Raw genomic sequence first — 13,583 nt, 5'->3', positions numbered from 1 at the left:
ACCGTCCGCGGCCTGAGTCGTCCACGGAGAGATCGTCCGTACGGACTCTAGATGAAAGTGATTATCACCGCTACCCTGGCCAGCGCTCGCCCGTTATGACGGTGAGCAGACAGAACTTGCCGCACACCCGCGGCGAGCAGGCTGAGGGGCGGTCACCATGGTGGAGACGAGTCTCGGCAGCGTCCGGCACCTCACGGCGGCACCGGCGGTCACCCCGCCCCGCCGGCGGCCGGCGCTGCTGGTCGGAGGGCCGCCGGCCGCGGTGGCGGCGGTCGTCGCCGTGGCCGCGGCCTGGGACACCGGCGGGCTGCGGGCCTGGCGGACCCTGCTGGTCGCGATCGTCGTCCAGGGCGTCCCGTTCCTCGTGCTGGGCACGGTGGTGTCGGCGGCGATCGCGGCCTTCGTCCCCGCCAGAGTGTTCACCAGAGTGCTGCCGAAGAACCCGGCGCTCGCCGTCCCCGTCGCCGGCATCGCCGGGGCCGTCCTCCCCGGGTGCGAGTGTGCGTCCGTGCCGGTGGCCGGGAGCCTGATGAAGCGCGGCGTCGCCCCGGCGGCCGCGCTCGCGTTCCTGCTCTCCGCCCCGGCCGTCAACCCGGTGGTACTGGCCGCCACCGCGATCGCCTTCCCCGGCAGGCCCGAGATGGTGCTGGCCCGCCTGGTGGCCTCGCTCCTCACGGCCGTCGTCATGGGCTGGCTCTGGGTCGCGTTCGGCCGGCCCGAGTGGCTGCGCCTGCCCAAGGCCCCGGACCACCACGGCGCCGCCGGGCGCAACCCGCTGGACGAGTTCCGCCGCAGCCTCCAGCACGACTTCCTGCACGCGGGCGGCTTCCTGGTGGTCGGCGCGGCCGCCGCCGCGACCTTCAACGTCCTGGTGCCGCCCTCTATCCTGCAGACCTTCAACGACTCGCCGTGGCTGGGCATCCCGGTCCTGGCCGGGCTCGCCGTGGTCCTCGCGGTCTGCTCCGAGGCGGACGCCTTCGTCGCCGCCTCGCTCACCGGCTTCTCCCCCACCGCCCGGCTGGCCTTCATGGTGGTCGGCCCGATGGTCGACCTGAAACTGATCGCCCTTCAGTCCGGCGCCTTCGGCCGCGGCTTCGCCGCCCGGTTCTCCTCCGCGACCTTCGTGGTCGCGCTCGTCGCCAGCATCGTGATCGGTGGGATCCTCCTGTGAAGACCGTCGTCCGCGGCCTCGCGCCCTCGCTACTCATCGCCCTCGTCGGGATCGCGCTGCTGCGGATCAGCCTCGGCAGCGACGTCTTCCTCCAGTACGTCAAGGAGGGCCTGCGCTACCCGCTGATCGCCTCCGGGCTGGTGCTGCTCGGGGTCGGCATCGCGGGCCTGGTCAACCGGCTGACGGCGCGGCGGCGGGAACCCGTCATGCGGTTCGGCCGGGACGCCGAGGGCAACGCCGTCTGGCAGCGGCCCGCGGCCGCAGAGGACCACGCCCACGAGCACGAGCACGAGCACGACCACGGCCCCCGCGTGGCATGGCTGCTGACCGTGCCCGCCGTCCTGCTGCTCTGCTTCACCCCGCCGGCGCTCGGCTCCTTCACCGCCTCCCGGGACGGCGCGGACGCCACGATGGAGAAGACGAACTACGCCGACCTCGCCCCGCAGGCCCCCGCCGTGTCGGTGCCCACCCCGATGTCGCTCACCGAGTTCATCGGGCGCAGCCACGACCCGCAGAAGAGCCTGGAGAACCGCAAGGTCCGCCTCACCGGCTTCGTCGCCCCGGGCCCGGGGCCCGACGAGTGGTACCTGAACCGCCTGGTGGTCAGCTGCTGCGCCGCCGACGCCCGCCGCCTGCGCGTCCTCGTCCACGCCCCGGGCCCGGCCCCGGCGGCCGACACCTGGGTGGACCTGACCGGCGTCTGGCACCCCGTCCCCGACGCCCCCGCCAACACCGCGCCCCGCCTCGACGTCACCGAGCAGCACACCGTCCCCCAGCCGCGCGCGCCGTACCGCGACCTGCCGCCCTCGGACAGCTGAGCGGCGGCCGGGACGCACGTCCGCACCACCCACCCTCACTCACCACCTGAATACGGAGAACTGATGTCCGACGGCAGAGGATCGGCGGCCGAAGTCCAACGGCGGCAATTACGGCGTACCAGAGGGGTGTTCCACGCCCTGACCGCGGTGGCGCTCCTGCTCTCGGCCGCGGTCGGCACCGAGGCGCTGGCGGTCTCCCCGGCAATCCCGCCGGTTGTCCCCACGGCGGGCACGCCGCAGCCGCCGTCGGTCGCCGACCAGGAGAAGGGCATGCGCCCGGGAATGCCCTTCCGTGATCCCGCCGTCGCGCAGGCCGTCGACGACCCGGCCCACGCCGGCCCGGATCTGACCATCACTCTGGACGCCGCCCGGACCCGGTTCGACGTCTCCGGGCGCGAGGTGTACGGCGAGTCCTACACCGGATCGTTCGCCGCCCCGACCATTCGGGTGCGACCCGGCTCGACCGTCACGATCCAGCTGGTCAACCGCCTGCCGGTCGCCACCAACCTGCACTTCCACGGTCTGCACGTCTCCCCGGAAGGCCGGTCCGACGACCCGTTCCTCTGCGTGGCACCTGGCGCCGACACCACGTACCGACTGGAGATCCCCGCCGACCACGCCCAGGGCACCTTCTGGTACCACAGCCACGCGATGGGGACGACCTGTCCGGTGCCGGGTTCGACGGGCGGTTCCGGCATGGGCTTCATGCCCGGCGACGTGGAGAACCAGATCTTCGCGGGACTGTCCGGCGCGCTGATCGTCGGGGACGACCGCACCCTGCTCCCGGCGGACCTGCGGAACATCACCGCGCACACGTTCGTCCTCAAGGACGTCCAACTCGACCCGACCGGGCACATCGCGCAGAACACCGCCACCACCGCGATCAACTCCAACGACCCGGCCGTACGCCTGGTCAACGGGCAGCTGCGGCCAGTGCTGTCGATGCGACCGAACGAGACCCAGCTGTGGCGGCTGGCCAACGCCGGGGCCGACATCTTCTACCAACTCCAGCTGGACGGCTACCACTTCACGGTCATCGGGGAGGACGGCACCCCGGTCGCCCGGGTGACGTCCGCCGACCGCCTGCTGCTGCCGCCGGGCAAGCGCTACGACGTCCTGGTCACCGCGACCGGCAGCCCCGGCCGCACGATGCTGCGCACGGTCGCGTACAGCAACGGCCCGCAGGGCGACGCGTACCCGGACACGCCGTTGGCCACCGTCAACGTCGAAGGCCGCCCCGCACACCGCCTGCCGGACCTCTCCGGCGCCGTCCCGACCGCGCCGGCCGACCTCTCCGCGGAGCCGGTCGCCCGGCGCCGCACGGTCGACCTGTCCGAAAGCGCCGACGGCAACACCTTCTACATCAACGGCGAGCAGTTCACGATGGACCGTTCCGTCTTCGCCACCCCCGCGAGGATCGGCACGGTCGAGGAGTGGACCGTCGTCAACCACTCCGGCGAGGACCACCCCTTCCACCTTCACACCAACGCCTTCCAGGTGATGTCGGTCAACGGCGTGGCTCAGCCCTACACCCACCGGCAGGACACCGTCCCCGTCCCGCACGCGGTCGACGGCGTTCCCGGCAAGGTCGTGTTCCGGGTCCAGTTCGCCGACTACCCCGGCGCGTGGATGTTCCACTGCCACATCGCGGCCCACGAGGACCACGGCATGATGAGCTTCATCGACGTCGTCCGCTGAACCGGCGCCGGGGCGGCGGGCAAGGACACGGTGGCTCCCGATCAGAGCGGGCCGGCGCTGCACTCGGTGCAGACACCGGCGAGTTCGACGGTGTGCCGGACGTCGGCGAAGCCGGACTCCCGGGCGATCCGGTCGGCCCACGTCTCGATCTCGTCCGTGTCGAGGGCGAGCGCGAAGCCGCAGTGCCGGCACACCAGGTAGTGCTGGTGCTGCTCCTCGCCGCGGTGCCGGAACAGCCGCTCCCCGTTGTCGTCCCGGACGACGTCGGCCTGGCCCGCCTCGACCAGCGCCGCCAGCGCCCGGTACACCGTGCTGAGCCCCACCTCGCAGCCGTCGGCCGCCATCCGGGCGTGCAGCAGCTTGGCGCTGCTGAAGCCCGGGCGGGCGGCCAGGGCGCGCAGCACCTGGAGGCGCTGCGGGGTGTCCCGCCAGGGTGGCACCGGTATTCGGCGGGTCCTCGGCATGGTGTCCTCCGGTGGGGGGCGTCAGGCCGGGTCGGCGGCGGCTGCGGTGGGGGTGCGCCGAACGGCGTAGGTGGCGGTGTAGCAGAGGGTGGCGATGGCCATGACGGCGAAGCTGGGCGGCAGTTGGGGCGCGGCCGCGCTGAGCAACAGGCCGCCCCAGACGTCCAGGACGGCGAGGGCCGCCGAGAGGGCGAGGGCCCGGTACGGGCGGTCGGTCAGCCGCAGGGCGGCGCCCGCGGGGGCGGCGAGCAGGCCGAGCAGCAGCAGCGAGCCGACGGCCTGGGTGGCCTCGGCGGCACAGGCGCCGACCAGGGCGAGGAAGGCGAGGCCGAGGGCCCCGGTCCGCACGCCGCGGGCCCGGGCGACGGCCTCGTCCAGGGTGGCGAAGAGCAGCGGCCGGGCCAGGACGAGGACGGCGGCGCTGATCCCGGCGGCGATCAGGACGGCGGTGAGCGTGCGGGCGCCGTCCAGGCCGTAGATGGAGCCGAACAGCACCGAGATCCCGGCGTTGCCCTGACCGGTGGCGCTGCGGGTGGTGGTGTAGAGGGTCAGGAAGAAGACGCCGAGGCCGAGGATCCAGCTGAACAGGGCGCCGATGGCGACGTCGTCCGGCCGGCCGCGGCGGCCGAGCAGACCGAGCAGGAGGGCCACGCCGATGGTGGCCGCGAACAGGCCGAGCCGCAGGTCGTACCCGCCGGCCAGGGCGGCCATCGCGCCGGTGAAGGCGACGTGGCTGAGCGCGTCCCCGGTGAAGGTCTGGGCGCGCAGGACGAGGAAGTAGCCGACCAGGCCGGAGGCGAGGGCGATCGCGGTGCCGGCCAGCAGCGCGTGCTGGAAGAACGCCTGGCCGAGGACGCCGGTCATGCCGGCACCGCCGCGGTGCGCGAGAACCTGCCGGCGGCCCGGACGGCGTGGGCGAGCAGGTAGCCGGTGAAGGCGACGGTGGTCACGAGGAATCCCAGGGGGTAGGGCCAGTAGTAGGCCGCGAACAGCCCGAGCCAGCTCGCCGCCAGTCCGATCAGGACGGCGAGCAGCACGCCGCGGACGGGCCGGGCGGTGAGCTGCTGGGCGGTGGCGGCCGGGATGACGAGGAGGGCGAAGACCAGCAGGCTGCCGGTGATCTGCCCGGCCTCGGCGGTCGCGGCGCCGAGCAGCAGCAGGAAGCCGGCGCTCAGCCACCGCACGGGCACCCCGCGGGCGGCGGCGACCTCGGGGTCGAGGGTGGCGAACAGCAGCGGGCGGCCGATCAGGGCGAGGACGGCGAGCACCGCGGCGCCGACCGCGGCGAGCAGCAGGACCTGCTGGTCGGTGATGCCGAGGAAGGTGCCGAAGAGCAGGGCCTGGGGGCCACCGAGCAGCCCGTGGTAGAGGGTGACGAAGAGGAAGCCGCAGCCGAGGGCGAAGGCCTGGAGGATCCCGGTGGCCGCGGACTCCTGGGCGCCGCCGGGCCGTCCGGCGTCCCGCAGCAGGGCGATGACGAGGGCGGTGGCCAGGCAGGCGCCGAGGTAGCCGAAGGTGGTGGAGATGCCGAGCAGGGTGGCGAGCGCGGCCCCTGGGAAGGCGACCACGGAGAGGGTGTGGCCGGCGAAGGTCTGACGGCGCAGCACCATGAACCAGCCGACGACCGGGGCGACGACGGCGACCACGGTGGCGGCGCGGAATGCGTTGACCATGAAGGCGTAGGACCAGATCTCGCGCAGATCGGCGGTGAGGTCCCAGCTGAGGACGGGGGCGTCGGCTAGCAGCACGGTCCGCAGCTCCCGCACTCCTCGGGGACGCCGACCACGATCAGCCGGTCGCCGGCGGTGCGCAGCACCTCGACCGGGGAGCCGTACAGGCCGCTGAGCGTCCGGGAGGTGATCACCTCGGCCGGGGTGCCGGAGACGGCCCGGCCCTGGGCGAGGTACACCACCTGGTCGAGGTGGTGGAGGATCGGGTTGACGTCGTGGGCGACCATCACGACGGCGACCCGTTCGGTGCGGCAGATCCGGCCGAGGAGGGCGGCGACGGCGCCCTGGTTGGGCAGGTCCAGGCTGTCGAGCGGTTCGTCGAGCAGCAGCAGCCGGGGCCGGGTGACCAGCGCCTGGGCGAGCAGCAGGCGCTGCTGTTCGCCGCCGGAGCACTGGCCGATCGGGCGGTGGGCGTAGGCGGTGGCGCCGACCAGCTCGACCACCTCCTCGACGCGCTCGCGTTCGGCGCGGCGGCGGGCGCGGGCGAGGCCGGGCAGCGGGACGCCCCAGCGGTGGCCGTCGAGGCCGAGGCGGACGACGTCCAGGCCGCGGACCCGGACGGTGGGGTCGAAGCTGCGGCGCTGCGGCAGGTAGCCGATGGCGGTGGGCGGCGGGGTCTCGGCCCGGCCGGCGGCGGCCGGGACGGCGCCGAGCAGGAGCTTGAGCAGGGTGGACTTGCCGACCCCGTTGGGGCCGAGGATGGCGGTGAACTCGCCTTCGCATACGGTGAGTTCGACGTCGGACCAGAGCGTCCGGCCGGCCACGCGGGCAGCCGCGCCGCGCAGCGTGAGGACCGGTCTCGGCCCGGGGTCGGATGCGGAGGCGGGTGCGGGGTTCACGGCGAGGCCGGCCGGAGTCGCGGTCACTTGCCGGTCGCCTGCTTCAACGCCGCGGCGAGGCCCTGGAGCTGGGTGGTCTGCCAGTCCTGGAAGGGGGTGTCGGCGGGGGCCAGGGTCTCGGTGACGGTGGCGACCGGGATGCCCTGCGCCTTGGCGGCCTCCACCTGGGCCTGGATGTCGGGGGTGGAGTTCTGGCTGTTGTAGACGTAGACCTTGATCTGCTTGGTCTTGATCTGCTCGTCGACGGTGGCCTTGTCCTGGGCGGTGGGGTCGGTGCCCTCACTGATCGCGTCGAGGTACTTCTCGGGGGTGAGCAGCTTGAGGCCGAGGGCCTCGGCGAGCGGGGTGACGATCGACTCGGAGGCCCCGATCGGGGTGCCGGCGTAGGCGGCCTTGATGTCGGCGATCTGCTTGTCGTACGGGGCCAGGGTCTTGGTCAGGTACGTGGACTTCTGCTGGTCGAAGTAGGCCGCGTCGGCGGGGTCGAGCTTCTTGAGGTCGTCGGTGACCTTGTCGATGACCTTGTGGACGTTCTCCGGGGAGTACCACTGGTGCGGGTTGCCGCCCTCCTTGACGCCGACCAGGTCGCCGACCTTGAGCGCGGTGCGACCGTCGGCGGGGTTGGCGGCGAGCAGCTTGTCCGACCAGGCATCGTAGCCGGCGCCGTTGGTGATGACGTACTTGGCACCGGCGACGGTGCGGCCGTCGTTGGCGGTGGGCTCGTAGGCGTGCGGGTCGGTGTCCGGGTTGGTGATGATGCTGGTGACCTTGACGTGGTCGCCGCCCAGCTGACCGGCTATCGAACCCCAGAAGTTCTCGGCGGCGGCGACTTGGACGACGCCGCCACCGCTCTTGCCGTCGCCGGCCTTGGCGTCGGCGGAGGTCTTGGCGGAGGTGGTGGAGCAGGCACTGGTGGCGGCGAGCGCGGCGACCGCGGCGGCGAGGGCGAGTCTGAGCGAGCGCGTGGGCAGGGAGATGCGCATGGCTGTGGTGCTCCTTGGGAGAGGAGGGTCTCCGGCAGCGCCGGATTCGATGACGATCCACAGACTAGGTGAACATGGTTTTCATGACCAGGCGGCGACGGATTTGATATGAAAATCATTGCCAAGCCTTGACTTCGCCGGGCCGCTCGGCCGTCAACACGTATCCGACATGGCGGACCGCCCGAGTCCCGCCGGCGGGACAGCCCGCGCACCGCCCGATTCGCCCCCTCCGCCCCACCAGCATCCTGCGCACGCGGCACGAGCGGCCGAAAGTCCGTCACACCCCATCGAAGGTCTAGACCTTGAAGCGGGCATGGTCAGTGGCGACCATGAAACGAAGAGCTACTGACCTAAGGGGATGCGGTGCGAGTCGCTCATCGGCAGCAGAACGGATCCGCACGATCGACCGGGCGCCCCGGCCGGGAGCGCGAGATGTGCACGGACCGGACGTCCCTCACGCTGCCGGCCCGCCTCCCCATCGACGCGTGGCTGCGCATCGGCCGGAACCTCACCGCGACCGCCGACTCCGCCGCCTGGTGGCTCGGCGACTGGCTGGTCTACGGCCAGGACCGGTACCCCGAGCGGTACCGCAGGGCGATCGACGAGACCGCCCTCGACTACCAGACCCTGCGCAACTACGCCTGGATCGCCCGGAAGTTCCCGCCCGAGCGGCGGCGCACCGGCCTCAGCATGCAGCACCACGCCGAGGTCGCCGCCCTGCCGCCCGTCTTCCAGGACCTCTGGCTCGACCGCGCCGAGCAGGGCGGCTGGTCCCGCAACGAACTCCGCCGCCGCATCCGGTCCGCCGCCACGTCCGACACCCCGCCCCAGGCGCTCGCCACCGAACTGCGGCTGGCCGTCTCGCACGCGCGCCGGAGCGTCTGGGAGGACGCCGCCGAACGCGCCAACTGCGACCTCACCGAATGGATGCTCCGCGTCCTCGACGCCGCCGCCCGCGGCCGCGGCCTGCAGCACGAGCCGCTGCGCGCGGCCATGGCCGGCTGAGCCGCAACCGACCGCCGCGCCGTCCGTCCTCTCAGCCCCCTTCCCCCTCAGCTCCCTTTCCGTCACGACGAGTTCACACCCCTCGGGCCCCCAGAACGGACTCACGTCCTCGATCCCTCGGGAGAGTGTCAGCATGGAAACCAGCGCACGGGCCCGGACCTTCGAGCGGAACGGCTTCGCCCCCACGGGCCGGCTGCTCAGCCCCGCCGAGGTCCAGGCCTACCGCGACATCTACGACCGGCTGTTGAGCGGGGACATCGAGAGCGGCGACAAGCGCTCCGACCTCGGCTCGCACGTCCCCCTCAGGGACGGCGCCCGGGAGAACATCACCCAGATCATGTGGCCGTCCGCGCTCCATCCGGAGATCCTCGAACTGCCCCTGCACGACCGGGCGCTGGCCGTCGCCCGGGAGCTGATCGGCGACGACGCGGTGCTCGACTTCGACATGCTGATCCACAAGGACCCGCACACCGGCGTGCCCACCCCCTGGCACCAGGACGCCGCCTACTGGATCGACCTGCCCGACAGCCGTGCCGTCTCGATCTGGGTCGCGCTCGACGAGGCCGTGCCCGACAGCGGGTGCATGTGGTACGTCAGCGGCTCGCACCGGCAGCCGCTGCGTGCGCACCGCCCCACCAGCGACGGCAAGAACATCGAGACCGACTGCTCCGAGGACGAGCCCGGCGCCACCGCCGTACCGCTCGCGCCCGGCGAGGCCGTCGCCCACTCCGGCGGCACCCTGCACTACTCCCGCGGCAACGCCTCCGACCGCACCCGGCGCGCCTACATCCTCAACTTCCGCCCGGCCGCGATGGTCCGGCTCGAACGGGAGCAGGGCGCCGACCACGGCCTCCGCGTCAACGAACGCACGGTGCGCAACTCCGACGCCGCCGGATCCGCCCGGTGACACCGGCCGCACGGACCGCACCGGCCCGTCCGACCGCTCCGATCACCCCGATCACCCCGATCACCCCTGTGAGGTTTCCGTCATGAACCCCGGCATGAACCCCGGCCCGAATTCCGGCACCAATCCCGAGAGCCGTCCGACCAAGGTGAAGCTGAGCGGCGCGGTGATGGCCCACCCGAAGCGGCTGGCGGAGGCCCGGCAACTCGCCGACGCCGACCCGCTGGGCCGTATCCTGGTCACCACCGACCCCGATCCGGCCGGCCGCCCGACCGCGCTGCGCACCGCGCCGGTGTCCTGGGGCTGTGTCGCCCCGGACGCCACCCACCACCTCGTGCTCCAGGACGACGTGGAGCTCGCCGAGGGCTTCTACGAGCACGCCGAGCAGGTCGCCGCCGCCGTCCCCGGCGAGGCGGTGGCGTTCTACGCCGGCTGGGAGGCCCGCAACGGCGCCGTCGCCCGGCTCGCCGCGCTGACCGGCGCGCCGTGGGCGTACACCCTGCAGGAGCACGTCCCCTGCCAGGCCCTGATGCTGCCCGCCGAACTCGCCCGCGGCTACGCGGAGTTCCAGGCCGGGGACGACGAGGGCTGGCCGTACGACGTGGTGATGCAGCGCTACCTGAACGCGCGCGGCGTCCCGGTCCGGTTCTGCACGCCCAGCACCGTGCAGCACGCCGAGCTGCCCAGCCTGGCCGGCAACGCCTCGCACGGGCACCGCCAGGCCACCCTCTACACCGGCCGGGCGGACATACCGGACGCACCGGACACCGACGGCTGCCCGCGCTTCCCGGTCGTGCCGTTCTACCAGTACGGCGACGCCCGCTGCGTCGTCCGGCGGGGCAGCGACTGGGAGTTCGTGGAGACCGAGCGGTACCTGCGCCGCACCGGCCTCCTCGAACGCTGCCTCGACGCGTACGCCGCCGCCCAGCACGGCACGCTGCCTGCGCTCCCACAGCTTCCCGAACGCGTCGGCCGGGCCGTCTGGCTGACCGGCTTCGCCATCGGCGCCGTCACCGCCGACCGGCCGGAGCCGGACCCCGCGGTGGCGACGGCGGTGATGGACACGCTCGGCCCGGGCGGCCTCTGCGAGGAGCACAACGCCGACGAGCTGATCCAACTCGCCCACCCCATCCGGGACCTGGCGCTCGTCGCCCTCGCCGCGGGCCGCGCCGCCGGACCGGTCGCGGGGTACCCGGCCGAGCCCCCGTCCGGCCCCCGGGTCGCCGTCACCGGCGGCGACCCCCGCTTCCGCGCCCAGCTCGCGGGCCTGCTCGCCGATCACGGCCACCGGACCGACCCGCCCGCGGACGCGGACCTCGACGGCGTCCGGTCCGTCGTGCACCTCGGCAGCCCGGCCGCGGGACCGGACGCTCTGGAGGCCGTGCTCGCGGCCGCGGAGAAGGCCGGGGCGGACCGCCTGGTCTACGCCGGCTCCGCGGCCGTCTACCGCGGCAGCGGCGCGGGCGCGGTGCCGGAGTCCGCGCTGACCGGGCCGCCCGCCGACCCGGTCGCGCTGGCGTGGTGGCGCGAGGAGGAGCGCTGCCGGCAGTGGGGCGAGCAGAGCGGGATCGCCGTCCAGGTGCTGCGTCTCGCCGACCCGATCGGGCCGCACGCCCCCGACAGCACCCCGGTCCGCTGGGTCGACCTGGTGTGGACCCGCCACCCGCTCACCCTGCGCCCCCAGGGCGTCCACCAGGTGCTGGACTACCGGGACCTGGCCGGCGCGATCGCCGCCGTGCTGGCCGCGCCGGAAGCCCCGGCCGTTCTCAACGTGGCCTCCGCGGCCTACTCGGAGGACGAACTGGCCGAGCTGGTGGCCCAGGTCGCCCGCCGCACGACCTGGGAGCGGGCCGAGGAGCCGGCCACCGAGCGGTGGACCATGGCCACCGGGCTGATCACGGACGAGCTTGGCTGGCGGCCCTCCGCCTCGGTCTTCGAGGGGATGCGCACGCTGGCCCAGTGGTACGCCTGCGACATCCACGGCGACTACGTCGCGCCCTGACCCAGCTGGCCGAGGCGCCCGCGTCCGTACGCCCGCAGGCCGGACGCGGGCGCCTCCCCGCGACCACCCTCGCCCCTCCCCCCATGGACCCCAAGGAACCCAAGGAGCAGCACATGTCCGGTATCGCCGGCTGGGTCGACTTCTCCCGCAACCCGGCGCAGGAGCACGGGATCGCCCGCGCCATGACGGCCGCGCTGGCCCGGCGCGGCCCGGACGGCGAGGGCCTCTGGACCGCCGAGCACGTCGCGCTGGGCCACCGCCGGCTCGCCGTCGCCGACCCGGGCGGGCCGGCCCAGCCGCTCGTCCACGCGGACGGGTCCGGCCCGCGCGCCGTGCTGGGCCACCTCGGCCGGATCTCCAACGGGCGCCGGCTGCGGGCCGAACTGGCCGCCCGGGGCCATGAGTTCAGCACGGAGAGCGACGCGGAGACCGTCCTGCGCGGCTACCTGGAGTGGGGGCCGGACGTCGTCACCCGGCTGGAGGGCGCGTACGGCTTCGCCCTCTGGGACGTCCGCCGCGAGGAACTGCTGCTCGTCCGCGACCGGATGGGCGTCAAGCCGCTGTTCTACGCCCCCACCCCGGCGGGCGTGCTGTTCGGTTCCGAACCGAAGGCGATCCTCGCCCACCCGGACTTCGAGCCGGTGCTGGACGCGGAGGGCCTGCGCGACATCCTCTCCGTGGCCCGGGTGCCCGGGCAGGCGATATTCCGGGGCATGCGCGAGGTCCGCCCGGGCTGCGTCGTCCGGGTCACCCGCGCGGGCACCGTCGAACAGCGCTACTGGGGCCTGCAGGTGGCGGACCACACCGACGGCCTCGACGCCACCATCGGCACCGTCCGCGCGCTGCTCGAAACCGTCGTCGCCGACCAGATGGCGGGCCAGGAACCGCCCTGCGCCCTGCTGTCCGGCGGCCTCGACTCCAGCACGCTCACCGCGCTCGCCGCGCAGCTGGCCCGTGAGCAGGGCCTCGGGCCGATCCGCACCGTCGCCGTCAACGACCAGGACGGCACGCAGGGCAACGACGACCACGTCTACGCCCGCCTGATGGCCGGCCACGCCGGCACCGAGCACGGCGAGATCTCGCTGGCCGGCCTCGACCTGCTCGACCCGGCGCTGCGCGCCGCCGTGCTCGGCGCGTACGACGTCCCGCTGAACAAGGGCGACCAGTACGCCTCGCTGTACCGGCTGTTCGGCACGGCCCGGCAGCACGCCGCCGTCGCCCTGTCCGGGGAGTGCGGCGACGACGTGTTCGGCGGGTACAACTGGCAGCGCTTCCCGGAGTGGGTGGGCTCCGGCACCTACCCCTGGGTGCACGAGGGGCGGCCCCGCTTCCAGGGCTACGGCACGCTCTTCGACGCCGGCCTGCTCGCCGAGCTCGACCTGCCCGCGTACGAGCACGACACCCACGCCGCCGCCGTCGCCGAGATCGCGGCCGGCGAGTACGTCGCCGACCCGGCCGAGGCCCGCCACCGGGAGGTCACCTACCTCGCGCACACCCGGCACTCCCGGGTGCTGTTCGACCGGCTGGACCGGCTGGGCATGGCGAGCGGGCTGGAGATCCGCGTCCCCTTCGCCGACCACCGGCTCGTCGAGTACACCTTCAACATCCCCTGGGCGATGAAGAGTTACGACGGCCGGGAGAAGAGCCTGCTGCGGGCCGCCATGCGCGACCTGCTCCCCGACGCGGTGGCCGTGCGGGTCAAGACCCCCTACCCCAACCTCCGGGTCGGCGCCTACGACCAGGTCCTCCGGGAGCGGCTCGCGCAGCTCGTCCGCACCGGTGACAGCCCGCTCGCGCCGCTGCTCTCCGCCGACCTCACCCGGGCGGTCGGCCGGCAGGGCGCGGCCGCACTGGAGGGGGACGTCAGCCGGGCGGCCCTGGAGACCGCGCTCCAGCTCGACAGCTGGCTGCGGACGTACCGCGTGCGCACGGCGCTCTGAGCAGCCTGGGCCCTGAGCACCCGAGGCCC

General features: G+C 73.7%; 12 protein-coding genes. 7 read left to right on the top strand and 5 right to left on the bottom strand.

The window, feature by feature from the left end; translation table 11 throughout:
- Positions 1-157 precede the first annotated feature (157 nt).
- The 3 genes from KV557_RS11585 to KV557_RS11575 all read left to right on the top strand — a co-directional run bounded on the left by KV557_RS11585 (position 158) and on the right by KV557_RS11575 (position 3,687).
- Positions 158-1,171 (top strand): permease, encoded by a 1,014-nt coding sequence (locus KV557_RS11585; RefSeq protein ID WP_218199745.1) that lies wholly within the window; start codon positions 158-160, stop codon positions 1,169-1,171.
- A complete protein-coding gene (locus KV557_RS11580) occupies positions 1,168-1,989 on the top strand; it encodes a TIGR03943 family putative permease subunit (RefSeq protein ID WP_218199744.1) in 822 nt (273 codons plus the stop codon). The genes KV557_RS11585 and KV557_RS11580 overlap by 4 nt, the downstream gene beginning before the upstream one ends.
- A 126-nt stretch (positions 1,990-2,115) precedes the next feature.
- A complete protein-coding gene (locus tag KV557_RS11575) occupies positions 2,116-3,687 on the top strand; it encodes a multicopper oxidase family protein (RefSeq protein WP_308129857.1) in 1,572 nt (523 codons plus the stop codon).
- A 41-nt stretch (positions 3,688-3,728) separates the two neighbouring features.
- On the opposite strand, the gene KV557_RS11570 is transcribed toward KV557_RS11575, so the two are convergent.
- Genes KV557_RS11570 through KV557_RS11550 form a run of 5 tightly spaced genes read right to left on the bottom strand, consistent with a single transcriptional unit; the run spans position 3,729 to position 7,703 of the window.
- Positions 3,729-4,151, bottom strand: coding sequence for a Fur family transcriptional regulator (locus KV557_RS11570; RefSeq protein ID WP_218199743.1), 423 nt, complete (start codon positions 4,149-4,151; stop codon positions 3,729-3,731).
- A gap of 21 nt (positions 4,152-4,172) precedes the next feature.
- Positions 4,173-5,015 carry a metal ABC transporter permease gene (locus tag KV557_RS11565; RefSeq protein ID WP_218199742.1) on the bottom strand — a complete coding sequence of 281 codons (843 nt, stop codon included), beginning with the start codon at positions 5,013-5,015 and terminating at the stop codon, positions 4,173-4,175.
- Positions 5,012-5,899, bottom strand: coding sequence for a metal ABC transporter permease (locus KV557_RS11560; protein WP_308129856.1), 888 nt, complete (start codon positions 5,897-5,899; stop codon positions 5,012-5,014). The genes KV557_RS11565 and KV557_RS11560 overlap by 4 nt, the downstream gene beginning before the upstream one ends.
- Positions 5,890-6,747 carry a metal ABC transporter ATP-binding protein gene (locus KV557_RS11555; RefSeq protein ID WP_218199741.1) on the bottom strand — a complete coding sequence of 286 codons (858 nt, stop codon included), beginning with the start codon at positions 6,745-6,747 and terminating at the stop codon, positions 5,890-5,892. The genes KV557_RS11560 and KV557_RS11555 overlap by 10 nt, the downstream gene beginning before the upstream one ends.
- Positions 6,744-7,703: a metal ABC transporter solute-binding protein, Zn/Mn family gene (locus KV557_RS11550; RefSeq protein WP_218199740.1), complete on the bottom strand. Its 960-nt coding sequence runs from the start codon at positions 7,701-7,703 to the stop codon at positions 6,744-6,746. Before KV557_RS11550 ends, KV557_RS11555 begins: the two co-directional genes overlap by 4 nt.
- Positions 7,704-8,135: 432 nt before the next feature.
- Here KV557_RS11550 and KV557_RS11545 point away from each other — a divergent pair, with 432 nt between their 5' ends.
- From KV557_RS11545 to asnB, 4 genes are all read left to right on the top strand, one after another.
- A complete protein-coding gene (locus tag KV557_RS11545; protein ID WP_218199739.1) occupies positions 8,136-8,708 on the top strand; it encodes an LmbU family transcriptional regulator in 573 nt (190 codons plus the stop codon).
- 133 nt (positions 8,709-8,841) lie between these two features.
- On the top strand, positions 8,842-9,615 hold the full coding sequence (locus tag KV557_RS11540) for a phytanoyl-CoA dioxygenase family protein (protein ID WP_218199738.1): 774 nt from the start codon (positions 8,842-8,844) through the stop codon (positions 9,613-9,615).
- A gap of 82 nt (positions 9,616-9,697) precedes the next feature.
- Positions 9,698-11,614 carry an NAD-dependent epimerase/dehydratase family protein gene (locus tag KV557_RS11535; RefSeq protein ID WP_256177248.1) on the top strand — a complete coding sequence of 639 codons (1,917 nt, stop codon included), beginning with the start codon at positions 9,698-9,700 and terminating at the stop codon, positions 11,612-11,614.
- Between the two features lie 113 nt (positions 11,615-11,727).
- Positions 11,728-13,554 carry an asparagine synthase (glutamine-hydrolyzing) gene (asnB, locus tag KV557_RS11530; protein ID WP_218199737.1) on the top strand — a complete coding sequence of 609 codons (1,827 nt, stop codon included), beginning with the start codon at positions 11,728-11,730 and terminating at the stop codon, positions 13,552-13,554.
- Positions 13,555-13,583: the final 29 nt, after the last annotated feature.

Source organism: Kitasatospora aureofaciens, assembly GCF_019192735.1.
Taxonomy (GTDB): domain Bacteria; phylum Actinomycetota; class Actinomycetes; order Streptomycetales; family Streptomycetaceae; genus Kitasatospora; species Kitasatospora aureofaciens_A.
This window is presented reverse-complemented; position numbering and strand designations above follow the sequence as displayed.